Source organism: Rhodococcus sp. Leaf278 (genome assembly GCF_001426085.1).
In the GTDB taxonomy this organism is placed as follows: domain Bacteria; phylum Actinomycetota; class Actinomycetes; order Mycobacteriales; family Mycobacteriaceae; genus Rhodococcoides.
On record NZ_LMRR01000002.1, the window covers coordinates 24359 to 46760 of the forward strand.

Annotated in this window: 20 protein-coding genes; 10 read left to right on the forward strand and 10 right to left on the reverse strand. The window is 65.8% G+C overall.

Features of this window, described 5'->3' with window-relative positions:
- Positions 1-24: 24 nt before the first annotated feature.
- Positions 25-276: a hypothetical protein gene (locus ASG84_RS02905; RefSeq protein ID WP_032397441.1), complete on the reverse strand. Its 252-nt coding sequence runs from the start codon at positions 274-276 to the stop codon at positions 25-27.
- 87 nt (positions 277-363) lie between these two features.
- Between ASG84_RS02905 and ASG84_RS02910 the strand changes: the two genes are divergently transcribed.
- Both ASG84_RS02910 and ASG84_RS02915 read left to right on the forward strand, forming a co-directional pair.
- Positions 364-4938, forward strand: a complete 4575-nt coding sequence (locus tag ASG84_RS02910) for an ATP-dependent helicase (RefSeq protein ID WP_057475564.1) — start codon at positions 364-366, stop codon at positions 4936-4938.
- Positions 4939-4982: 44 nt separating this feature from the next.
- Positions 4983-5765, forward strand: a complete 783-nt coding sequence (locus ASG84_RS02915) for a DNA-formamidopyrimidine glycosylase family protein (RefSeq protein ID WP_057475565.1) — start codon at positions 4983-4985, stop codon at positions 5763-5765.
- A gap of 153 nt (positions 5766-5918) precedes the next feature.
- Here ASG84_RS02915 and glpD read toward each other — a convergent pair whose 3' ends face one another.
- The 3 genes from glpD to ASG84_RS02930 all read right to left on the reverse strand — a co-directional run bounded on the left by glpD (position 5919) and on the right by ASG84_RS02930 (position 10508).
- Entirely contained in the window at positions 5919-7649 is a 1731-nt protein-coding gene (gene glpD, locus ASG84_RS02920) for a glycerol-3-phosphate dehydrogenase (RefSeq protein WP_057475566.1), read from the reverse strand.
- Between the two features lie 95 nt (positions 7650-7744).
- Positions 7745-8965, reverse strand: coding sequence for an aminotransferase-like domain-containing protein (locus ASG84_RS02925; protein ID WP_057475567.1), 1221 nt, complete (start codon positions 8963-8965; stop codon positions 7745-7747).
- 139 nt (positions 8966-9104) lie between these two features.
- On the reverse strand, positions 9105-10508 hold the full coding sequence (locus ASG84_RS02930) for an NAD(P)H-quinone dehydrogenase (protein ID WP_057475568.1): 1404 nt from the start codon (positions 10506-10508) through the stop codon (positions 9105-9107).
- Positions 10509-10690: 182 nt separating this feature from the next.
- On the opposite strand from ASG84_RS02930, the gene ASG84_RS02935 reads away from it, so the two are divergent.
- Positions 10691-11155 carry a gamma-glutamylcyclotransferase gene (locus ASG84_RS02935; protein ID WP_032404793.1) on the forward strand — a complete coding sequence of 155 codons (465 nt, stop codon included), beginning with the start codon at positions 10691-10693 and terminating at the stop codon, positions 11153-11155.
- 13 nt (positions 11156-11168) lie between these two features.
- Here ASG84_RS02935 and ASG84_RS02940 read toward each other — a convergent pair whose 3' ends face one another.
- From ASG84_RS02940 to ASG84_RS02955, 4 genes are all read right to left on the reverse strand, one after another.
- On the reverse strand, positions 11169-11633 hold the full coding sequence (locus ASG84_RS02940; RefSeq protein WP_057475569.1) for a TrmO family methyltransferase domain-containing protein: 465 nt from the start codon (positions 11631-11633) through the stop codon (positions 11169-11171).
- 13 nt (positions 11634-11646) lie between these two features.
- On the reverse strand, positions 11647-12810 hold the full coding sequence (locus tag ASG84_RS02945; RefSeq protein ID WP_057475570.1) for a M20 family metallopeptidase: 1164 nt from the start codon (positions 12808-12810) through the stop codon (positions 11647-11649).
- Positions 12807-13970 carry a M20 family metallopeptidase gene (locus tag ASG84_RS02950; RefSeq protein ID WP_057475778.1) on the reverse strand — a complete coding sequence of 388 codons (1164 nt, stop codon included), beginning with the start codon at positions 13968-13970 and terminating at the stop codon, positions 12807-12809. Before ASG84_RS02950 ends, ASG84_RS02945 begins: the two co-directional genes overlap by 4 nt.
- A 111-nt stretch (positions 13971-14081) precedes the next feature.
- A complete protein-coding gene (locus tag ASG84_RS02955) occupies positions 14082-14786 on the reverse strand; it encodes an enoyl-CoA hydratase/isomerase family protein (RefSeq protein ID WP_057475779.1) in 705 nt (234 codons plus the stop codon).
- A 120-nt stretch (positions 14787-14906) separates the two neighbouring features.
- Here ASG84_RS02955 and ASG84_RS02960 point away from each other — a divergent pair, with 120 nt between their 5' ends.
- Together ASG84_RS02960 and ASG84_RS02965 are read left to right on the forward strand one after the other, a co-directional pair.
- Entirely contained in the window at positions 14907-15701 is a 795-nt protein-coding gene (locus ASG84_RS02960) for a purine-nucleoside phosphorylase (protein ID WP_156399379.1), read from the forward strand.
- A complete protein-coding gene (locus ASG84_RS02965) occupies positions 15698-17299 on the forward strand; it encodes a phospho-sugar mutase (RefSeq protein WP_057475571.1) in 1602 nt (533 codons plus the stop codon). Before ASG84_RS02960 ends, ASG84_RS02965 begins: the two co-directional genes overlap by 4 nt.
- Before the next feature lie 14 nt (positions 17300-17313).
- On the opposite strand, the gene ASG84_RS02970 is transcribed toward ASG84_RS02965, so the two are convergent.
- Positions 17314-18213, reverse strand: coding sequence for a DUF2797 domain-containing protein (locus ASG84_RS02970; RefSeq protein WP_235581511.1), 900 nt, complete (start codon positions 18211-18213; stop codon positions 17314-17316).
- Between the two features lie 23 nt (positions 18214-18236).
- Complete coding sequence (upp, locus tag ASG84_RS02975) at positions 18237-18860, reverse strand: uracil phosphoribosyltransferase (RefSeq protein ID WP_057475572.1); 624 nt, start codon at positions 18858-18860, stop codon at positions 18237-18239.
- A gap of 134 nt (positions 18861-18994) precedes the next feature.
- On the opposite strand from upp, the gene ASG84_RS02980 reads away from it, so the two are divergent.
- Genes ASG84_RS02980 through ASG84_RS03000 form a run of 5 tightly spaced genes read left to right on the forward strand, consistent with a single transcriptional unit; the run spans position 18995 to position 22399 of the window.
- Positions 18995-19327 carry a type VII secretion target gene (locus ASG84_RS02980; RefSeq protein ID WP_082520753.1) on the forward strand — a complete coding sequence of 111 codons (333 nt, stop codon included), beginning with the start codon at positions 18995-18997 and terminating at the stop codon, positions 19325-19327.
- 5 nt (positions 19328-19332) lie between these two features.
- On the forward strand, positions 19333-20454 hold the full coding sequence (locus ASG84_RS02985) for a C40 family peptidase (protein WP_057475573.1): 1122 nt from the start codon (positions 19333-19335) through the stop codon (positions 20452-20454).
- On the forward strand, positions 20451-20810 hold the full coding sequence (locus ASG84_RS02990) for a hypothetical protein (RefSeq protein WP_235581512.1): 360 nt from the start codon (positions 20451-20453) through the stop codon (positions 20808-20810). The genes ASG84_RS02985 and ASG84_RS02990 overlap by 4 nt, the downstream gene beginning before the upstream one ends.
- Positions 20807-21121 carry a YbaB/EbfC family nucleoid-associated protein gene (locus tag ASG84_RS27875; RefSeq protein WP_057475575.1) on the forward strand — a complete coding sequence of 105 codons (315 nt, stop codon included), beginning with the start codon at positions 20807-20809 and terminating at the stop codon, positions 21119-21121. The genes ASG84_RS02990 and ASG84_RS27875 overlap by 4 nt, the downstream gene beginning before the upstream one ends.
- A 15-nt stretch (positions 21122-21136) precedes the next feature.
- Positions 21137-22399, forward strand: coding sequence for a hypothetical protein (locus tag ASG84_RS03000; protein ID WP_057475576.1), 1263 nt, complete (start codon positions 21137-21139; stop codon positions 22397-22399).
- Positions 22400-22402 lie beyond the last annotated feature (3 nt).

A 22402-nucleotide genomic window follows, 5' to 3' on the forward strand; every position in this document is an offset into this window, starting at 1 on the left:
TCCACCTCAACGAGTCTCGTGTGGTCAGCCGTATTCGGCAACCAACCGGTCGAACTCGTCGCGGTCGATCACCTGCGGCTCGTTGATCGCGAGCGCCTGCGCGTACTTGCTGGCCAGGTGGTAATCCCGACCGAGTGGCCCCTGCTCGGCGTCGTCCTCGTCGGACTGGATGCTCGCCCCCGGGGGGACCTCGTTCTGCAGGCCGTTGGTCTTGCTGCCGAGCAGAGCGTCGAGTTTCGCGGAAATCTTCTGCATGATCTCTTGGTCGTCGGTCATGGCGTCGGGGTACCCGAATCGAACGAAACAACACCGCCTCCGAGCTGCACGGGATTATCTGTCGGTGCCCCGGGGCATGATGATGAGATGGCCAGGCACAGCACCCCCGACGTCGCGGAAGACCTGTCGGTGATGCAGAAGCTGTCCCGGCCCACTCGTGAGTGGTTCACCGGCGCTTTTCCAGCTCCTACGTCCGCGCAACTCGGAGCCTGGTCGTCGATCTCGAGCGGCGCTCACACCCTCGTCGTTGCACCGACCGGATCGGGCAAGACTCTCTCGGCTTTTCTGTGGGCTCTGGACGAATTGGCGCAACTGGGCGCGGACAGCAAGCGCAAGACGAAGGTCCTCTACATCTCGCCGCTCAAAGCGCTGGCGGTCGATGTCGAACGCAACCTGCGCGCACCCCTGGTCGGTATCACTCAGACGGCCAAGCGACTCGGCCTCGATCCACCCGACATCTCGGTGGGCGTGCGCTCCGGTGACACCAGTGCGGCCGACCGTCGGAACATGATCAAGACTCCCCCGGACATCCTCATCACCACCCCGGAGTCGCTGTTCCTCATGCTCACCTCGGCAGCGCGAGACATTCTCGCCGAGGTCGACACCGTAATCGTCGACGAGGTACACGCCGTGGCCGGTACCAAGCGCGGCGCACACCTTGCGGTGTCACTCGAACGTCTCGACGGCATGCTGGACAAGCCTGCGCAGCGCATCGGCCTGTCTGCGACGGTTCGCCCGCACGAGGAGGTCGGCCGCTTCCTGGCCGGTGCTGCTCCCATCGAGATCGTCGCGCCGCCAGCTCCGAAAACGTTCGATCTGACGGTCCAGGTACCCGTCGAGGACATGACCGAACTGGGTGTCACCGATCCGAACGCCGATACCTCCGCCGCTCCCCCGGCGCAGGGCTCGATCTGGCCGCACGTCGAGGAGAAGATGGTCGATCTCATCCTCGAGCACAGTTCGTGCATCGTGTTCGCGAACTCGCGAAGGCTCGCCGAGCGACTCACGGCGCGGCTGAACGAGGTGTATGCCGAGCGAATCGGCGACGGCGTCGACACTCAACACAAGCCGCCGTCGCAGGTCGGTACTCCCAACGACGTGAACCACGGTGCCGATCCGTTGTTGGCCCGGGCCCACCACGGCAGCGTCAGCAAGGACCAACGCGCACTGATCGAGGACGACCTCAAGACCGGCAGGCTGCGCTGCGTCGTCGCCACCAGCAGCCTCGAACTCGGAATCGACATGGGCGCAGTCGATCTGGTCGTTCAGGTCGAGGCACCGCCGTCGGTGGCCAGCGGGCTCCAACGCGTCGGCCGCGCGGGGCACCAGGTCGGCGAGATCTCGAAGGGCGTGCTGTTCCCCAAACACCGCACCGACCTGATCCACTGTGCGGTCACCGTCGAACGCATGACGTCGGGCAAGATCGAGGCTCTTTTCGTACCCGCCAATCCCCTCGACGTGCTGGCTCAACAGACCGTCGCGGCGTGCGCACTCGAGCCCATCGACGCCGAGGACTGGTTCGATTCCGTCAGGCGCACAGGCAGTTTCGCCACCCTGCCCCGATCCGCCTACGAGTCGACCCTGGATCTACTCTCGGGCCGCTACCCCTCGGACGAGTTCGCGGAACTACGGCCACGGCTCGTGTGGGACCGCGACGCAAACACCCTCACCGGCCGTCCCGGTTCGCAGCGGTTGGCGGTCACCTCGGGCGGAACCATCCCCGACCGTGGATTGTTCACCGTCTACATGGTCGGCGAAAAGCAGTCCAGGGTAGGCGAACTCGACGAAGAGATGGTCTACGAATCACGAGTGGGCGATGTCTTCGCGCTCGGTGCCACCAGCTGGCGCATCGAGGAGATCACCCACGACCGAGTGTTGGTCAGTCCGGCGTATGGCCAACCGGGCAGGCTCCCGTTCTGGCACGGCGACGGCCTGGGCCGGCCGGCCGAACTGGGCCAGGCTCTGGGAGAGTTCCTGCGAAGCACCACCGATCGCAGCAACTTGGCCGAGCGGCTGAGCTCCGACGGTCTCGACGCCAATGCCGTCAACAATCTGATTGCGTTGCTCGACGAGCAACTCGAGGCGACGGGTCAACTGCCCACCGACAAGACGATGATCGTCGAGCGGTTTCGCGACGAACTGGGCGACTGGCGGCTGGTGCTGCACTCGACCTACGGCCAGCAGGTACACGCGCCGTGGGCGCTCGCGGTGGGCGCAAGACTGATCGAGCGCTACGGCATCGACGCCGCCCCCACGGCCTCCGACGACGGCATCATCGTCCGACTCCCCGATACCGACGATCAGCCGCCCGGCGCGGAGCTGTTCGTGTTCGAGCGCGACGAGATTGCCGACATCGTCACCGAGCAGGTCGGCGGATCGGCATTGTTCGCGTCCAGATTTCGCGAATGTGCCGCTCGTGCACTACTTTTGCCTCGTCGCAACCCGGGCAAGCGGGCACCGCTGTGGCAACAGCGGCAGCGTTCGGCGCAGCTGCTCGACGTGGCACGCAAGTACCCCACGTTCCCGATCCTGCTCGAAACCGTGCGCGAATGTCTGCAGGACGTCTACGACCTCCCCGCCCTCGAAGACATCCTGGCCCGCATCGGTCGACGCCAGATCAGGATCGTCGACGTCGAGACACCGTCACCGTCACCGTTCGCCAATTCGCTGCTGTTCAACTACGTCGGCGCCTTCATGTACGAGGGCGACAGCCCCCTCGCCGAGCGCCGAGCCGCTGCACTGTCACTGGACTCCGCACTGCTGGCCGAGTTGCTCGGCCGCGTCGAGCTCCGAGAGTTGCTGGACGACAGCGTCATCACCACCACCGAGCTCGAGTTGCAGAGACTGCCCGAGGACAGACACGCCAAGGACATCGAAGGTGTGGCGGATCTGCTGCGGCTGCTCGGCCCGTTGACCGTCGAGGAAATCGGCCTGCGCACCAACGGCGACGAATTTCCGCAGTGGCTCACCGAACTGGCCGATGCCAAGAGAGCGATGGAGGTCTCGTTCGCCGGACAGACCTGGTGGACAGCCATCGAGGACGCGGCTCGCCTACGCGATGCGCTCGGCGTTCCACTTCCCATCGGCACCCCGGCCGCGTTCATCGAACCCGTCGACGACCCGCTGGTCGACCTGATCAGCCGGTACGCCCGAACCCACGGACCCTTTACCCTCGACGACGCGGCGGCGCGGTTCGGTGTCGGTACCGCCGTGGTACGCGACGTCCTGCGCAGGCTTGCCGTCGACAAACGCGTCGTCGAAGGCGAATTCCGTCCCGGTGCCACGGGCAGCGAGTGGTGCGACGCCGAGGTTCTTCGCAGACTGCGGCGTCGATCCCTCGCAGCGGCACGGCAGGAAGTCGAACCCGTCTCCACTGCCACGCTCGGCCGGTTCCTGCCGGCCTGGCAGCACGTGGACAGTCGACGCCTGAGCGGAATCGACGGTGTCGCAACCGTGATCGAACAGCTTGCGGGCGTGCCGGTTCCGGCGTCGGCGTGGGAGTCTCTCGTGCTCTCCTCCCGTATCAGCGACTACAGCCCCGCCATGCTCGACGAGTTGACCTCCACCGGCGAAGTTCTGTGGGCGGGGCACGGAGCAATCTCGTCCAAGGACGGCTGGGTGAGCCTGCACATGGCCGACACCGCGCCACTGACTTTGGTGCCCGCCGCCGAATCGGATCTGTCGGAATTGCAGATTCGCATCCAGGACGCAGTCGCGGGTGGCGGTGCGTACTTCTTCCGGCAGCTCTCCGACACCGTCGGTAGCACTGACGACACCGCTCTGCAGGCTGCGCTCTGGGAGCTGGTGTGGGCCGGACGGCTCAGCAACGACACGTTCGCGCCACTGCGAGCGTTGTTGAATTCCACCACCACTCGCTCGGCTCCGAGTCATCGTGCACCGCGTCGAACTCCGCGCTTGCGTTCCTACCGTCAGTTCGAGCGGCCGTCCCTGCCCACCCGCACCGGCCCCCCGACTGCCGGCGGCCGGTGGTCGCGATTACCCGAGCTCGAACCCGACCTCACCGTCCGCGCTCATGCCACCGCCGACGTACTGCTCGAGCGCTACGGCGTGGTGACCCGCGGATCGGTGATGAACGAAGGGGTCCCCGGCGGATTCGCCACGATGTACAAGGTGCTGACCGGGTTCGAGGATTCCGGCCGCTGCCGGCGGGGCTACTTCGTCGATTCGCTCGGCGGCGCTCAGTTCTCCACCTCCGACGTCGTCGACCGGTTACGCAGCTACGACGAACCGAAGAAGAACGCCACCGCTGTCGTGCTCGCATCGTGCGATCCGGCCAACCCCTACGGCGGCGCACTGCCCTGGCCGAAAGCCGGCAGCGGCGAGGCCGGTGGCACAGAGAAGCCGGACGAGACGACGAAGCATCGCCCGGGCCGTAAAGCCGGCGCGTTGGTCGTTCTCGTCCGAGGCGAATTGACGATGTTCGTCGAACGCGGCGGGAAGTCGGTGCTGACGTTCGGCGAAAATGCCGAGGACATCGGCGCTGCAGCAACCGCATTGGCGGCTACCGTCCGGCGCGGGGGTGTCGACAAGTTGCTGGTCGAGCGGATCAATGGTCACGACATCCACGGCACGGACTTCTCCAAGACGCTGACCGAGGCCGGTTTCTCGGCAACACCACGTGGGCTTCGCTTGCGCCGCTGAATCATCCGTGACCGAGAAGAACACCAGAGAGGACACCGACACCGATGCCCGAGGGCGATACGGTCTGGCGCGCGGCCAACACTCTGCGGGCGGCGCTGGAAGGCCAGCAACTCACCACCTGTGATGTGCGCGTACCACGTTATGCCACAGTGGATTTCACCGGCAAGACGGTCGACTCTGTCGCGTCGCGCGGCAAGCATCTGCTGATTCGAGTCGGCGGCTATTCCATCCATTCGCACCTGAAGATGGAGGGCACCTGGCACGTCTATGCACCCGGTGCGAGGTGGCGTCGCCCGGCGTTCCAGGCCCGCATCATCTTGAACACCGCGACCGCGCAGGCCATCGGGTTCGAACTCGGAGTGCTCGACATCATCGAGGACGAGGAGGAGGCCGTCGGATACCTCGGACCCGACCTGCTCGGTACGGACTGGGACCCAGAAGCCGCCCTGACCAATCTGAAATCGGATCCGGCCCGGCCGATAGGGCTCGCGCTGCTCGATCAGCGCAACATCGCCGGGCTCGGCAACGTCTATCGAAACGAGATCTGTTTTCTGCGCGGAGTCGACCCACGTACACCGGTCGGCGACGCCGGCGACCTGAAGAAGACGATCGACCTGTCCTATCGATTGATCATGGCCAACAAGGATCGGAACCAACGTGTCACCACCGGAGATCGACGGGCGGGTCGTCATTTCTGGGTGTACGGCCGAGAGAACAAGCCGTGCCGACGGTGCGGAACCACCATCGAGTTCGGTCTGATCGGCGACAACCCGCTCGAGGAGCGGCAGATCTACCACTGCCCGCACTGCCAACCCGGACCCGTCTGACGGTGTTCTGTCAGCGAAGACCAAGCCTGCTCACAGCTTCGCCGATCACCATGGAACGCATGCTCACACTTGCGATACTCACCCTGCTGGTCATGGCCGTCTCCGGCGCGACGGCGGTTCACGCACCGAAGACACTGGTTCGAGCGCGCTGACTCAGAACCCGCGAACCGGTTCCAGGATTTCCTGTCGGGCTTCCGGAGCGACGACCCGCAGCGCGTCTGCCGACTCGTCGTCGGGCTGGCGCTGCGACTCGATCTCGGCCTCCACCCGGGCGCGGTAGGTTTCGACTTCACGATCGACCATGGCCTCGTCCCATCCCAGAACGGGTGCGATCAACGCTGCCACCTGACCCGCGCAGTTCATCCCACGATGCGAGTACTCGATGGAAATTCGGGTGCGACGCGACAGCACGTCCTCCAGATGCAACGCGCCTTCCGCGGCAGCTGCGTACACCACCTCCACCTGGAGGTATGCCGGTGCATCGGTGAGTGGTTGCAGCAGTTCGGGTTTGCCGTCGGCCATGGCCAGCACCTCGTCGATCAACGAACCGTATCGATCGAGCAGATGCGTCACCCGATGCGGATGCAAGTTGTACATCTCGCCCAGATGCGGTGCCTGATTGACCAGAGCGAAATAGCCGTCGGCACCGACGAGGGGCACCTTCTCGGTGATCGATGACGCCACCCGCACCGGGATGTCCTCCGCGGCCAGATCGACGGCGTCCTCGGCCATCACTCGGTAGGTCGTGTACTTGCCGCCGGCGATGGCGATCAGTCCCGGCGCCACACGAGCGACCGCATGCTCGCGGGAGAGCTTGGAGGTCTCGTCACTCTCGCCTGCCAGCAGCGGCCGCAGGCCCGCGTACACACCGTCGATGTCCTCGTGGGTGAGCGGGGTGACGAGCACGCCGTTGACCTCACCCAGGATGTAGTCGATGTCGGCTTTGGTCGCGGCCGGATGGGCAAGATCGAGATTCCAGTCGGTGTCGGTGGTACCGATGATCCAGTGCGCACCCCACGGGATGATGAAGAGGACGGACTTGTCGGTGCGCAAAATGATCGCCGCCTCGCTGACGATTCGATCGCGGGGCACCACGATGTGCACGCCCTTCGAGGCTCTTACCCGGAACCGTCCGCGCATGTTGGACAGGGCTTGGATCTCGTCGGTCCACACTCCGGCGGCATTGATCACCACGTGTGCGCGCACCTCGGTGGTGGCACCGGTCTCGGAATCTCGGACTCGCACACCCGACACCCGATCTGCCTCACGGAGGAACCCGACGACCTGGGTGGATGTGCGAACCACCGCGCCGTAGTGAGCAGCCGTTCTGGCGACCGTCATGGTGTGCCGGGCATCGTCGACGACGGTGTCGTAGTACCGAATTCCGCCGATCAGCGACTTCCGTTTGATGCCGGGCGACATCCGCAATGCGCCGGAACGCGTCAGATGCTTCTGCTGCGGAACCGATTTGGCCCCACCCATTCGGTCGTAGAGAAAGATGCCCGCGGCGATGTACGGGCGCTCCCACAGGCGATGGGTGAGCGGAAACAGGAATTTCAACGGCTTGACCAGGTGCGGTGCAAGCGTCGACAGTGACAGTTCCCTCTCGTGCAGCGCCTCGCGCACGAGACCGAACTCGAGCTGCTCGAGGTAGCGAAGACCGCCGTGGAACATCTTCGACGAGCGAGACGAGGTGCCCGACGCGTAATCTCGAGCCTCGACCAGAGCGACTTTCAGTCCCCGCGTCGCCGCGTCGAGGGCCGCACCGGAGCCGACGACGCCACCGCCGACGACCACGACGTCGAACTGCTCGGTTCCGAGCTGATCCCACGCCTCCACCCGCTGAGTCGGTCCGAGGAACTTCGTGTTCGATCGGTTGCTCACTGTGACGCTCCCTATCCGTCGAAAAACCCCGGCACACTACGTGCATGTCAGGTTACCGCCCCAGGTCTGCCAGGCGCAGAACCTGCTGACGACGCTCAGGGCACTCGAATGGCCTCGTGTGCGCTGCCCAATCGCCGAACCGCATCCGCCAGCTCCTTCGGGGCAGATCCCGCGAAGCTCAACCGAAGCGAACGCCCGTATTGCTCGGCCGACGCGAACGCGGAACCGGGAACGAAAGCGACTCCATGCTCCAGGGCGGCCTCGAGCAACGCGCTCGTGTCGGTCCCGTCCTCGAACGTGGCCCAGGCGAACATTCCGCCCGTCGGGCGCGAGACCGTGAGCCCAGAGAACTGGGCGTCGAGCGCGCCGGTCAATGCCATTGCACGGCAGGCATACTCGCGACGCAGTGTCGTCAAGTGCGTGTCCAACCACGCAGTGTCGCCCAGCATGTTCGCTGCCATCAGCTGCGTCATCGAGGAACCGCACAGATCCGCACCCTGCTTGAGGAGCTCCACAGCTGCACACACGTCGGGCGGTGCGACGAACCAGCCGACGCGCAGAGTAGGAGCCAGGATCTTCGATGCACTGGACAGCCGAATGACTCGATCACCGAAACAGGCTATCGGCCGTGGCGGAGCGCCCGTACCCTGCGTTGGGTCCGTTGCGGCGAACCAGATCTCGCCGTACGGGTCGTCCTCGATCACCCAGAATCCGTAGTGATCGGCCAGCGCGGCGAGGTGCCGCCGACGCTGCTCACTCATCGTGACCCCGCGAGGATTGTGGAAGTTCGCCACCGTGTGGACCACGGCTGGGCGCAGGCCCGCCGTCAACCGTCGTTCCAGTTCGGCGGTATCCATTCCGTCGGCGTCGATGGGGATGGCCACGATCCGCGCTTCGGCGATCGAGAACACCTGCAGCGCACCGATATACGCGGGTTCGTCGACGACGACGACGGCACCCGGGTCGATCAGTGCCTGCGCGAGCAGGGTCAGGGCCTGCTGCGATCCGTGCGTGACGGCGACGGTGTCCGTCGGAACCGTCACTCCCCCACGCACAGCGCTCTCTCGGGACGCGATCACACTACGCAGCGTGCGATGACCGGCGGTCTCGCAGTATTGGACGGAATCGGGGCTCCGCAGCACCGCTTCGGCAGCTGCCGCGATGCGGTCGATCGGGATCAGATCCGTGGCCGGTAGACCGCCCGCCAGGCTGATGACGTCGTCGCGAGCGGTGAGGGCAAGAAGATCACGGATGGCCGAGCTGGACAGCGACGCGGTGCGTCGGGCCAAGCCGCCAGGAAAGTGAGTAGAAGACATGAAAGAGACTCCGGGGCAGCAGGAACGAGGGAACGGCCCGCGGATCCGCTGAGTCGAGGAGAGAGCGGACGGGTGTGTCCGCTCCCTCGACTGTCTCACGTGCTACCGAAATATGAAACGCAATTCTCACATTGTGAGATCAATCCAGATCGTCGTGCGCCATCAGCTGACGCGCAGCCTCGATGACCGAACCGGACAGCGACGGGTACACCGAGAACGTGTTCGCCAGGTCGTTCACCGACAGATTGTTCTGCACCGCCATCGCGATGGGCAGAATCAGCTCCGACGCGCTCGGGGCGACCACCACGCCACCGATGACGACGCCGGTGGCCGGGCGGCAGAAGATCTTGACGAAGCCGCGCTTGAGCCCGCTCATCTTCGCTCGCGGATTTGTGGTGAGCGGCAGCATCACCACGCGCGCCGGCACATCACCGGCGTCGATCTTGGACTGCGCGACGCCGACCGAGGCGATCTCGGGTCGCGTGAACACAGCCGAAGCCACGGTCTTCAGCTTGATCGGGCTGACGGCCTGACCCAGCGCGTGGTACATCGCAATACGTCCCTGCATCGCTGCTACCGATGCCAGTGGGAGGAGCCCGGTGCAGTCACCGGCTGCGTAAATTCCCGCGACCGCGGTACGAGAGACGCGGTCCACCCGCAGGTAGCCGCCCTGGTCGAGTTCGATGCCGACCTTCTCGAGTCCCAGACCGGAGGTGTTGGGAACGGATCCGACGGTCATCAGCGCGTGGCTGCCCTCGACGGTGCGTCCGTCCGACAGCGTGACGAGAACGCCGTTCTCGGTGCGGACGACCGAATCGGCCCGGGCATGCTTGACGAGAGTGACGCCGCGTTCGTTGAACGCGTCTTCGAGGACCAGAGCAGCGTCCTCGTCCTCGTGCGGAAGGACGCGATCACGGCTCGAGACCGCGGTGACCTTGACGCCCATCTCGGTGTAGGCCGAGACGAACTCGGCACCGGTCACACCGGATCCGACGACCACCAGGTGCTCGGGCAGGGCCTCGAGATCGTAGAGCTGACGCCAGTTCAGAATTCGCTCGCCGTCGGGCTCGGCTCCCTTGACCACGCGAGGCCGGGCACCGGTCGCGATGAGCACGACATCGGCGTCGAGAATCCGCTCCTCGCCGTCGGCCAGTACCGCTTTGATCTGATGCGAGGCCATACCGACGTGGCTGTCGATCATCTCGGCGCGGCCGGCCAAGATTTCGACGCCGACCGAGGTGACGCGGTGGGCGATATCGGCCGACTGTGCCTGCGCAAGGCTTCTGACTCGGTCGTGAATCTTCGGAAGCGCGACGGCAGCCTGCGATGGATCGAGCGAAATGCCCAGATCGCTGGCTCGACGCATCTCGGTGCGTATGCCGGTCGACGCAATGAACGTCTTCGAGGGCACGCAATCCCACAGAACGCAGGCACCGCCGATACCGTCGGAATCGACAAGCGTCACCTGTCCGCCGTGCTGGGCGGCCACCAAAGCTGCTTCGTACCCTGCCGGACCACCACCGATGATCACAATCCGGGTCATTGATCCTCTTCTCGCGTGCTCGAAATTCTCTCGCCTTGTCCCCTCAACGGTATTGCAGAGGCAGCCCCGGCGCGTCGGTAGGGCTGGCTTCGGTCACCCCGGAAGCAGGCGGACCTGCGACGACTCACCGAAACAGGACCACGACGCGTCAACCGGCACCGATACGGTTTAGGCTGGCCGACGTGCCAATTTATGCCGCCTACGGATCGAACATGCATCCGGAGCAGATGTTGCAGCGATGCCCACACTCGCCCCTGTCGGGAACCGGGTGGCTGCACGGGTGGCGGTTGACCTTCGGCGGCGGCGACATCGGTTGGGAAGGCGCACTGGCCACGATCGTCGAAGATCCCGACTCGCAGGTCTTCGTCGTGCTCTACGACGTGTCCGACGAGGACGAGGAGAGTCTCGATCGCTGGGAGGGCTCCGAACTCGGCATTCACCGCAAGATTCGACTGCGCATCGAGACCGGCCGTGAGCCGGTCCTGGCGTGGATGTACGTACTCGACGCGTACGAAGGTGGCCTGCCGTCGGCCCGCTACCTCGGGGTGATGGCGGAAGCAGCGGAAATTGCCGGTGCCCCAGCCGAATACGTGCGAGACCTACGAACCCGCAACAGCCGCAACGTCGGCCCCGGAACAGCCTCGTAGCTCGAAGGACGGATCAGAAGTAGTTATTCATCACCGACGCCACCCAGGCCGGCTCGGTCACGTCCGCCCGATCCGGAACCATGGATTGCAGGAACGGTTTGACGTCGAGGACAGGTGAGCCGTCGATCGCGTCGAGACCTCGAACTCGGATACGAAGTCCCTCCACGCCGACGACCTCGCACCGCGACACCCCGAGATTATTGGGCCGGTCCTTGACCCGTTGGGCCAGGACTCCCACCCGAGGAAGCGTCGTATCACCGCGGGGGTGGCGCGCACCGGTGGTCGTCGCGCCGGGATCACACCGATGGAAGGCGCAGACGACCTCGAGGTGAGAGAACTCGGCAAGACCGAGAGTCGCGTCGACGTCGAGCACGGTCTCGTCGAGTTCGATGACGGACTCGACCGATCCCCAGTTGTCGTCCACCACCTCGGCGCGATCGGATCGAACGATTCCGATCGGCGACACTTCGATAGCCATCCAGCCCCTGCCCCTAGTTCGGATCCAGCGCGATTCCGGTCATCACCTTCACGCCCACGGCCAGTGCTCGCTCGTCGAGATCGAACGTCGGCTGATGGATGTCGAGTTGAGGCCCGGTACCGGGCCAGACGCCCAGCCGAGCCATCGCCCCCGGCACCCTTTCGAGGTACCACGAGAAATCCTCGCCGCCACCGGACTGCGCAGTATCGGCCAACGCGTCGGGTCCGACCCGTCCGATCGCCTTCTCGAACGTGTGTGTGGACGCCGGATCGTTGACAACCGGTGGTACGCCGCGGCGGTAGTGCAACTCGAACTGCACCCCGGTGGGTGCGAGCAAGCCGGTGACGATCTCGCGGACCAACGGTTCGAGCAACGCCCAGGTTTCGTGATCGCCGGTGCGCACGGTCCCGGTCAGCATGCCGGTCTGCGGAATGGCGTTGGGGGCCTGGCCCGCGACCACCGCTCCCCACACCATGACCGTGCTGGTCCGCGGATCGATGCGCCTGCTCAACATTCCGGGCAGGCCGGTGATGACGGTGCCCAATGCGTAGATCAGATCGGTGGTCAGGTGCGGCCGAGACGTATGTCCGCCGGGTGAATCCAGCCGGAGCTCGACGGTGTCGGCCGCAGAGGTGATGGCACCGAGGCGCACGCCGACCTGCCCGACCTCGAGCCGCGGATCACAGTGCAGCGCAAAGATCTTGGTGACACCGTCGAGCGCTCCCGCGGCCACTGCGTCGAGCGCACCGCCCGGCATGACTTCCTCGGCGGGCTGAAAGATCAGGCGTACCCCGTACTGCAGGTCCGGCAGGGACGCCAGCGCAAGCCCGGTCGCGAGCAGCACCGTGGTGTGTGCGTCGTGGCCGCAGGCGTGCGAGACCCCGGGCACGGTCGACGAATACGCCGCGCCGGTGTTCTCCTGCAGCGGTAGAGCATCCATGTCTGCCCGCAGCGCGACCCGAGGACCGTCGGGTCCGATGTCACAGATCAACCCCGTTCCGCCGGGGAGGGGCTTGGGTGACAGACCTGCTGCTTCCAGCTGTTCGATCACGAATGCCGTTGTGCCGAATTCGCGTCGAGCGAGCTCAGGGTTCGCGTGAATGTGCCGACGCCACAGCGACAGATCTGCCGTGTGCGACTCGATCCACCGATCGATCTGCGCCTCACGAGGGTTCACAGTTGCCCAGCCGATCGGGCGATCACGCCGTCGAGCAGGCGGGCCCGAGTACCGGGATCGGCCGCAGCTCGTGCGGCAGTCCTGGCCAGACCGAGGGCACCGTCACGCAGTGCTCGGTCGGCGGACTCGGTGACACATGCGGCGGCGAACTCCGGCTGATGCGTCACCGCCCCACCCGCGTCGAGTCCGACAACGGGATGAATACCGGGTAGAACATTCGTCACGTTTCCCATGTCTGTGCTGCCCAACGGGCGAAATCCTTCCAAATCCGGAGCCAACGGCGATCGGCCCAACGCTTCGATCTCCTGACGAAAAGCCGCGACCAGCCACGAATCCGGCGTCAACGCAGCGTATGTCGGTGAGACCGTACGAATCTCGTGCGTACACCCGGTGGCGAGGGCCCCGGCCTCGAAACACGCGAACGCCTTCGTCGTCAGAGTCTCCAGCGACTCCGTGGTGTTCGCCCGCAGGTAGTACAGCAACTCGGCATGGCCGGGAACGATGTTCGGTGCCACCCCGCCGTCGCTGACGATGCCGTGGAATTGCTGACCCGGTGCCAGGTGCTGGCGCAGCAGACCGAGTGCCACCTGGCTGATGGTCACCGCATCGCCGGCGTTGATTCCCCATTCAGGAGCTGCCGACGCGTGCGCGGCGCGGCCGGTGAACTTCACGGCGACGTCGGCCAGTGCCAGCGAGGTCGCCCCGACGATGTCGAACGGCCCGGGGTGGACCATCAGAGCCGCACCGATGCCGTCGAACACTCCGCGCTCGAGCATCAGCACCTTGCCGCCGCCGGTCTCCTCGGCCGGGGTGCCGAGCACTCGGACAGTGATGCCCAGATCATCGGCTACCGGAGCGAGTGCCAGCGCCGCCCCCACCGCGGACGCCGCAATGATGTTGTGCCCGCACGCATGACCGATCTCGGGCAGGGCGTCGTACTCCGCACAGATACCGATCACCAGATCACCGCTGCCGAACGACGCAGTGAACGCGGTGTCCAGACCTGCGACGGCCGTCTCGACCTCGAAATCGTGAGCTCGGAGCGTATCGAGAATCTTGGCGACGCTGCGATGTTCCTCGAACGCCAGCTCCGGTTCCGCGTGAATCGAGTGCGACAGCGCGACCAGTTCGTCCGTGACGGTCGCCAGGGCGCGGCCCATCGCCTCGCCCGCCGCAGCGCTGTTCGATTCGTCGATCACGAGAGACAGTGTGTCACTAGCGTGGCCGAGAGTCGGAACGGCTGTGCCGAGTTGCAGAAAGAGACGAGGCGTCTACTTTCCGAAGCTGAAGTTGCTGTCGTCGGTTGCGGTGTTCAGCGCGGCCAGCAGGTCGACGTGAATGCGGCTCTTGATCCCCGCCAGGTTCGCGCCCCGGGTGCTGGTCAGTGCCGCAGCCTTGGCAACTGCGTCGGAGACGAGCGATTCCTCGGGAGCAGTCGACTCGACGATTCCCGCGGCCAGCGCGTCGGCACCGCCGTAACGGCGTCCGGTCGTCATGGCATCGACGGCGGTCTGCTTGGGAAGCCGGGAATTGATCAATGCGGACATTCCCACGGTGAACGGCATGTTCAGGTTGACCTCGGGCAAGCAGTAGAAGCCGCGATCGACGCGTTGGATGCGGAAGTCGTGCGAGGTGGCGAGCATCGCGCCGGCTCCGAACGCGTGGCCTTGCACAGCAGCGACGGTGGCCATCGGGAAGGCGAGCAACCGGGTGTAGAGCGTGTGGACGCGATCGAGATACCAGGTGATCTTGTCCAGGTTGGCGAAGAGCCAATCGGTGTCGAGACCGTTGGTGTAGAACTTGCCCGCCGACGTGGTGACCAGTGCCGCCGGACCGGTCGACGCCTCGACCTCGTCGAGCAGCGCGTGGACGGCGTCGATCCAGTCCGGGTGGAATCGATTCTCCGGGTTGTTCGCGCCGTCCTGGGCACCGAGGAACAGGATATGGACGTCGCCGTCGCTTTCGAGATAAGGCATGCAGCGGATACTACTCGGGAGTAACTTGCTGGTGGCAACCTCCATCGGTCGCACATCCATCGCGTCGATCTCCTACTGTTGTTCATCGTGGCAACCACCGACGCACATGAGACCGACCCCGTGACCGATCCCGAGGGGGCCGCACGCACCGCGGCCGACGCTCTCGCCGCGGCGACCGGAGTCGACACCCATTCCGTGGCCATCGTGCTCGGCTCCGGCTGGCAGGCAGCAGCCGACGTCTTCGGCTCCCCCACCGCGACCGTGCGTATGGCCGACCTGCCCGGTTTCGCGCCGCCGTCGGCATCGGGTCACTCCGGCACCATCACCTCGGTGGACGTCGGCGGCACCCACACCCTGCTACTGCAGGGGCGCACCCATGCCTACGAAGGTCACGACCTGCGACGCGTCGTGCACCCCGTGCGCACGGCGATCGCCGCAGGCGCGACCACCGTCGTGCTGACCAATGCCGCAGGCGGAATCCGCGACGGCATGAGCGTCGGGCAGCCCGTCCTCATTTGCGACCACCTCAACCTCACAGCTCGCTCGCCTCTGGTCGGAGCCGAGTTCGTCGATCTGGTCGACGCGTACTCACCCGAACTTCGCGCTCTGGCAGCCCAGATCGATCCGTCGCTCGAAGACGGCGTCTACGCGGGTCTACCCGGCCCCCACTACGAGACGCCTGCCGAGATCCGGATGCTGCGCACTCTCGGCGCAGACCTCGTGGGTATGTCGACGGTGCACGAGACGATCGCCGCGCGGGCGAAGGGCGCTCGAGTCCTCGGCATCTCACTGGTCACCAATCTCGCGGCCGGAATGACCGGCGAGCACCTGAACCACACCGAAGTACTCGCTGCCGGTAAGGATTCCGCTGCCCGAATGGGTGCCCTGCTGCACGAATTGGTCTCTCGACTGTGACCGAGGAGCTCGCCGAACGCGTGCAGCGCTGGATCGCCGGCGATCCGGACCCCGCTACCCGCGAGGAACTGGACGGCCTGTCCGATGCCGAACTCGCCGATCGGTTCAGCGGCCCCCTGACGTTCGGTACGGCGGGCTTGCGAGGACCGGTACGCGCGGGACCGAACGGCATGAACGTCGCGGTGGTGGTGAAGACCACTGCCGGTATCGCAGCCTGGTTGACCGAGAAGGGCCTCGGCGGCTCTACCGTCGTCGTCGGTCGCGACGCCAGAACCGGCTCCGAACAGTTCGCTTTCGCGGCCGCGGAAACCCTGACCGCTCAGGGCTTTTCGGTGGTGTTGCTGCCTCGACCGCTCCCGACTCCCGTCGTCGCCTTCGCGGTACGGGCCCTCGATGCCGAACTCGGCGTGCAGATCACCGCGTCGCACAACCCCGCGGCGGACAACGGCTACAAGGTGTACCTTCGCGGCGGTTCGCAATTGATCCCGCCGAGTGACGCGGAGATCGAGACGCTGATCGCCGCCACCGGTGACGCGGTCGACGTTCCCCGTTCGATCGTCGAACCCAGTGGTAGCGACATCGCTGCGCGATACCTCGATTCGGTTGTTGCACTGCCCCGTTCGACTCGCCGAGATCTCCGCATCGCTCTCACGGCACTGCACGGCGTCGGCGGCGAGCTGGCCACCGCTGCGCTGCGTGGAGCAGGTTTCCGCGACGTTCAGGTGGTCGAGGAGCAATTCGAGCCCGACCCGGCTTTCCCTACCGTCACGTTCCCCAACCCCGAGGAGCCGGGTGCCGCCGATGCGGTGCTCGCTCTTGCGGCCGAGATCGACGCCGATATCGCGATCGCCCTCGACCCCGATGCCGATCGCTGTGCGGTCGGAGTTCTGGGGCCGGACGGGTGGCGAATGCTGACCGGGGACGAGACGGGAGCCTTGCTCGCGAACTACGTGCTGAGCGGTTCGACGGCCGACCCGTTGGTGGCCAACACCATCGTCTCGTCGCAGCTGCTCTCTGCACTCGCTCCGGCGCGTGGTGCCCGCTATGCCCGCACGCTGACCGGTTTCAAGTGGTTGGTCCGCGCCGGCGACGGTCTCGTGTACGCCTACGAGGAGGCCATCGGACACTGCGTCGATCCGAATGTCGTGCGCGACAAGGACGGTATCTCGGCGGCGGTGGTGCTCACAGATCTGGCCGCCGGCTTGAAGCAGGACCGTCGCACTCTGCTCGACGTACTCGACGAGCTCGCGGTCGAGTTCGGGGTGCACCTGGGTGCGCAGGTCTCGCGGCGGGTCGAGGACCTCGCCGAGATCGGGAACATGATGCGCAGGTTGCGTAGTGAACCACCGACGACACTGGCCGGCCGCGCTGTCGCCGCTCAGGATTATGCCCAGCGCGACGACGAATTACGTACCGACGCAGTCGAAATCAGGGGATCGGGGCTGCGGGCGATCGTGCGGCCGTCCGGCACCGAACCCAAACTCAAGGCCTACCTCGAAGTGATCGAGCCGGTCGACGGCCCAGAGGACCTGCCGAGAGCACGGACAGCAGCAGGCCAGATCCTCGTCGAACTGACCGACTTCGCCCAGCACCTCTGAGCGTCGACCAACCCTCAGAAGAGCGCCGACTGCACCGCAGGCAAATCGGACGTGAAGGCCCCGAGTTCGATTCGCCGACCCTTGAGTGCTGCCAGATCCGCGACGTAGGTGTCGTCGTCCACGGTCGCGATCACCGCCTGCCCGACGCATGTCCTGATCGCCAGTCCGTGGGATCCGGTCGCGACATCGGCGGGGTAGGCAACGCGACTGACGTTCTCGCTCAACGCTTCACGACCAGCAGGCGGCGTCCACCGATCGTCGATCGGAGTGCACCCAGCGATGCCCGCGCCGGACAACATCTCGCGGACCTGTACTGCGCGGCGGGCGGTGGCGGCGTCGAGCTTCCCGACGTCGATCGGTAGACACAGCGAGGCCGCCTTCACCGTGGATCGCACTGCTTGCCGAAGCCCCATCGACTCGGTCACGAGATCCTCGGCCACCCGAACCGCTTTCCCGTCGTCGGCGTGGGCGACGTACCGCGCACTGATAGCCCCCTGCTCGGCGAGCCGGCCCCACTTGCGTGTATCGGCCGCCGTGCCGATCTTGAAGGCTCCGTTGGCAAAAGCAGCCAGGTAGAGCCAATGTGGCTGCATGACATGCTTTTCCAGATCACGCGAGACGAAGCCGCTGCGATGCACGGTGTGCACGAACCTGAAGCTGTCCTTGCCGGCGCACGCCTCGCACTGACTCGCCCCGACAGCCCGCTCCCTACCGGGGCAGGGAACGTAACGCGGTGGACCGTCTGCCCTGAAGGCCGTTCGCCCGGTGCAGTAGCGATCGGTCGAGGAACCCAGCGCACGGAAACCGAGTCTGCGTCCGACCAATTCGAGGAACTCGAGCTGCTCTGTGTCGACGTCGAGCAACCGCAGGCTCGGACTGGTGGACGCGTCCGAAGGCCACGAGACTCCCAGCACCAATCTCGCCGCGGGACTGCCGGTCAGCGCGGACCGAACTGACGATCGCCCGCGTCACCGAGACCGGGGACGATGAACGCATTCTCGTTCAGGCCGTCGTCGATGCTCGCTGCCACCAATCGCACCGGCAGACCCGAGGCTTCGAGCGCGGCAACACCTTCGGGAGCGGCCACGACGCAGATGGCCGTCACCTCCGCTGCACCGCGACCGACGAGCAGTTCGATGGTGTGCACCATGGAACCGCCGGTGGCCAGCATGGGGTCCAGCACGTACACCGGCGTCTGCGAGAGGTCGTCGGGCAAGGACTCCATGTACGGGACGGGCTGATGCGTCTGTTCGTCCCGGGCCATCCCGACGAATCCGACGCCGGACTGCGGGATCAGACTGCTGGCCTTCTCCACCATGCCCAGACCTGCACGCAGAACCGGTACGAGCAGCGGCGGGCGAGCCAGCCTGGTGCCCTCGGTCACGGCGACGGGGGTGCGCACCTCGAAGGTGTCGATGGCGGCGTCTCGGGTGGCCTCGTAGACCAGCATGTGGGTCAGTTGGCGAAGAGCCGTCCGGAACGTGGCATTGTCGCTGCGCTCGTCCCGCATCGTGGTGAGCAGTGCTGCGGCCAGTGGGTGGTCGACCACGTGTGTTTCCATGCCGTCCAGGATAGGACTTCGGGGGTCGGACGCGAACGGCAAGTCAGGGGAACCGAATGCCGGGCATCCGCGTCGAACAAGTTGGGCGTCGCACTCGGCGCCCGTGAATCGATTGCTTTTCTCAGGGGGCACTGATGGCCGAACTCGTCGTCGATACCGAGGGAGTCCTCGCCTACAGTGCGGTGGCGTCGACCATGGCCCAACAGATCGCCGCGGCGGGTGCTGCCGCAGCTGCGTGCGGGCCCGCCGTGCTCGCACCGGTGTTCGGTCTGATCGGACAAGAATTTCTGGGGGCCGCCGCCGGTACCCATCTTGCGCATACGGACGCCGTCGTGCGCTTGGCCGGAGCGGTGGCCAGCATAGGGTCCGCGGCCACGGCATCGGCCGTCTCGTACGCCCTCACCGATGCCGGCACCGGAGCATCCGTCGTGGGCTCGGCGGCCGCACTTACGCCGGACGCGCGGTAGCTGCCGTGATCGATCTTTTGGCCCGTCCGATCGTCGATCTACTCGGTGCTTTCGGCAGCGGAGCGCTGCCCACCGGCGGTCCGGCCGATGTGCTTCGCGTGTCCTCGGCAGCGATCGAGGCGGCGCAGGGAATCGGCAGGGTCGCGATCACCGAGCTCGCCGCGAATTGGAACGGGGCCGCCGCCGACGCCGCAATTCGGTACGCCGAGGACGCACACTCGTCCGCGATCGCCCTCGCGGACCACGCCGACGACATCGCGGCCGTCGTCGATCAGGCCTGCCGCGATACCAATCAGGGTTTCCTCGAACTGCAGGCCATCGCGGCGTCGTTCGTGGGTATCGCCCTCTCGGCCGGGCCGATCATCGCTTCACCGGTAGGACAGACCATGCTGATCTCGGCAGCGATCGAGCACCTCGAGCGGGCGCTGGTGGTGGTTGCGCGTGTTCGCGCCGAATTGGCAGCGCACACTGCGAAAGTCGGAGCACTCGCCGCCCCGCCGACGGTGCCTGCTCCGGTGGGCGGAGAACCGGTACCGAGTCCGGGTTCACCCTCGAATCTCATGACCTCACCTGCGACGTCGCAGGTGATCGAGGCCGGCGAGAAGCTGGCGAAGACGTTCGCGCAGTCGGTCGCCTCCCCTGCCGGCGGAGCCGACGCGCCCGGCGGTGGCGCGCTGAACTATCTGGGTGGTCCGGCAACCGACCCGTCCCGGTCGACCGACAGCGCCGGTAGTGGAGTCGACGTCCAGTTGCCCGACGGCAGTACCGTCACCGCACCGAACCCCGAGGCGGCCGGTGCCGTTCGTAGTGCATTGACGCAACAGGGCGTGCCCTACGCGTGGGGCGGCACCACGCCGGGCACCGGGCTCGACTGCAGCGGATTGACGCAGTGGGCGTACTCGCAGCAGGGCGTCGAGATCCCCCGCCTGGCTCAGGAACAGGACATCGGCACCGCCGTGGCACCGAGTGACCTCATGCCCGGCGACCTCGCGGTCTGGGACGGGCACGTGGCCATGGTCATCGGCAACGGCCAGCTGGTCGAAGCCGGAGACCCGGTACAGGTCGGACCGATCCGAACGACCAACAGCGGTATGGGCTTCAAGGGCTTCTACCGTCCGACCGAATGAGAGGCGACCTGATGACGGGCCAGGTAACAACCGACTCGACCTTCACCGCGGTGTCGGGCACCAGATCTGGATCGGTGACGGTGCGCTCCACCGAACACGGGCTACCGATCGCAGTCGCCATCGATGACCGCGAAATGCGTTACGGCGGAACCGTGTTGGCAGCGACAATTCTGCAGCAATGCGAACGGGCGAGCGCCACAGCTCGCGCCCAGCGCCGGACCGTGCTGGCCGAGGACGGCGTTCCTGCCGAGGTTCTCGATCGCCTCGGACTACCCACGAGCGCCCGAGTCGCGGCCGCCGCGAACGAGGACCTCGCCGAGGACGTTGCGCCCGCGAGTTGGCTGAGGCCGGTATGACCCACGCGCACACCACCGAACTGGACGCTCTGGTCGGCAGTGCCCAGCACCGTCTGGACACCCTGCGCGAGACTCACGAGCGGCTGGACCGCATCAGGTTTCGAGTCACCTCTGCCGACAACCTGGCGACCGTCGTCGCCGATGGATCGGGTGCCATGGTCGAACTCGAACTCGCCGAGAACCTCGGATCGGTGACCGCTCGCGCACTCGCCTCGACGATCACTTCGGTGGCCGCCGAGGCCGCCGCTGGAGCCCTCGACCAGCGAGCGGACATCCTGCAAAGTCTGCAGGCATCGTTCACAGACTCCTGAGATAGGCTTCGCGCCATGGCTGGAGACATCATCCCGATCGAACTCGGTCTCACCGCCGGTGACTTCTCGACTCTCTGGGCACCGGAGTGGCGAGAAGGCGACGACGAATGGGAGGCATTCCTCGGACACGAGGAAGATCTGTACGGATTCTCGACCGTCGCTGAACTTGCGGCGTTCGTCCGATCCGACGACGACAACGATCTCACCGACCACCCGTCGTGGCCGGTGGTCTCCGCTCTGGCTGCGTACGAGCTCGAGCCCGACGATCTGCATCGCTTCGATCTGGTTGCGGTACCGGAACTGGTGGCCTCGGACCCCGAAGCCGATGTCCTCGCCGAACTTCAGGCAACCTTCGACATCGTCGCCTCCATCGGCGATGTATGTGAACTACGTTCCGTCACAAGCTTTTTCGGTACAAATTCGTTCGTGGGCGCAGTAGGCGGAGGCGTCGAGAACTTTCTCGGTCGCGAGGGAGCCGAGTTGTGGGATCGCATCGGAGCTGCGGTCGCCAAACACTGGGACGACGTTCTGGACGCAGTCGACTCCATCGTCACCTCGCCCGACGTCGACTCCGCTGCCGTTGCCGTAGCGGAAGCAGAGATCACAGCGGCGGCCGAGAACGCCGTCGACGCCGATGACGCCACGGACGATATCGACTCCGATTCCGACGACGACGATTCGGACGACGAGGATGTCGATCGTGATCCGATCGCCGCGGCGGCCGCCGAGGAGACGTTCTGGACCACCGTCGGCATCGATCCGATCCGGATCATCACCTCGGACGACACTCTGTACACCCTGCGTTGCTACCTCGGGGACAAACCGGTGTTCCTCGGCCGCGGCGGTGCGATCAGCGTTTTCGGCTCCGAGCGCTCGCTCGCCCGGTACCTGGCCGACGATCACGATCATGATCTGGCGCAGGTCAGCACGTTCTCCGACATTCAGACCGCTGCGATCGACGGCTCGCTCGACATCTCGATCACCGACGACAACGTATATGTCTTACCCGGACTGGCCGACGATCTGGCCGAGGGCCCCACTGCCGTCGACGCGGATCAACTGGATCTTGCCGTCGAATTGTTCACCGATGCAGCCGAGTTCGCCGGCGACGACTCCGTCGAGGAAGCGCTTGCCACGTCCACGCCGTTGGGCTGGTACGTGTCGTACACGCTCGAACCGAGCCCCGATCGGCTCGCTCCGAGCGCGCCGTTCGCCGTCGAGGCCGAAGCATGGCGCGCTCTCGAGCGCGAGTTCGAGGGTCGGCTCCGCAAGAAGTAGTGC

Excerpts from the sequence above, each read along its gene's own strand:
- ASG84_RS02910 (WP_057475564.1), top strand. The coding sequence starts at position 364 with ATGGCCAGGCACAGCACCCCCGACGTCGCGGAAGACCTGTCGGTGATG.
- ASG84_RS02990 (WP_235581512.1), top strand. The coding sequence starts at position 20,451 with ATGAGAGGCGACCTGATGACGGGCCAGGTAACAACCGACTCGACCTTC.
- ASG84_RS03000 (WP_057475576.1), top strand. The coding sequence starts at position 21,137 with ATGGCTGGAGACATCATCCCGATCGAACTCGGTCTCACCGCCGGTGAC.
- upp (WP_057475572.1), bottom strand. The coding sequence starts at position 18,860 with ATGGAAACACACGTGGTCGACCACCCACTGGCCGCAGCACTGCTCACC.
- ASG84_RS02915 (WP_057475565.1), top strand. The coding sequence starts at position 4,983 with ATGCCCGAGGGCGATACGGTCTGGCGCGCGGCCAACACTCTGCGGGCG.
- ASG84_RS02930 (WP_057475568.1), bottom strand. The coding sequence starts at position 10,508 with ATGACCCGGATTGTGATCATCGGTGGTGGTCCGGCAGGGTACGAAGCA.
- ASG84_RS02925 (WP_057475567.1), bottom strand. The coding sequence starts at position 8,965 with ATGTCTTCTACTCACTTTCCTGGCGGCTTGGCCCGACGCACCGCGTCG.
- ASG84_RS27875 (WP_057475575.1), top strand. The coding sequence starts at position 20,807 with ATGACCCACGCGCACACCACCGAACTGGACGCTCTGGTCGGCAGTGCC.
- ASG84_RS02955 (WP_057475779.1), bottom strand. The coding sequence starts at position 14,786 with ATGCCTTATCTCGAAAGCGACGGCGACGTCCATATCCTGTTCCTCGGT.
- ASG84_RS02980 (WP_082520753.1), top strand. The coding sequence starts at position 18,995 with ATGGCCGAACTCGTCGTCGATACCGAGGGAGTCCTCGCCTACAGTGCG.
- ASG84_RS02950 (WP_057475778.1), bottom strand. The coding sequence starts at position 13,970 with ATGGGCCGCGCCCTGGCGACCGTCACGGACGAACTGGTCGCGCTGTCG.
- ASG84_RS02940 (WP_057475569.1), bottom strand. The coding sequence starts at position 11,633 with ATGGCTATCGAAGTGTCGCCGATCGGAATCGTTCGATCCGATCGCGCC.
- ASG84_RS02905 (WP_032397441.1), bottom strand. The coding sequence starts at position 276 with ATGACCGACGACCAAGAGATCATGCAGAAGATTTCCGCGAAACTCGAC.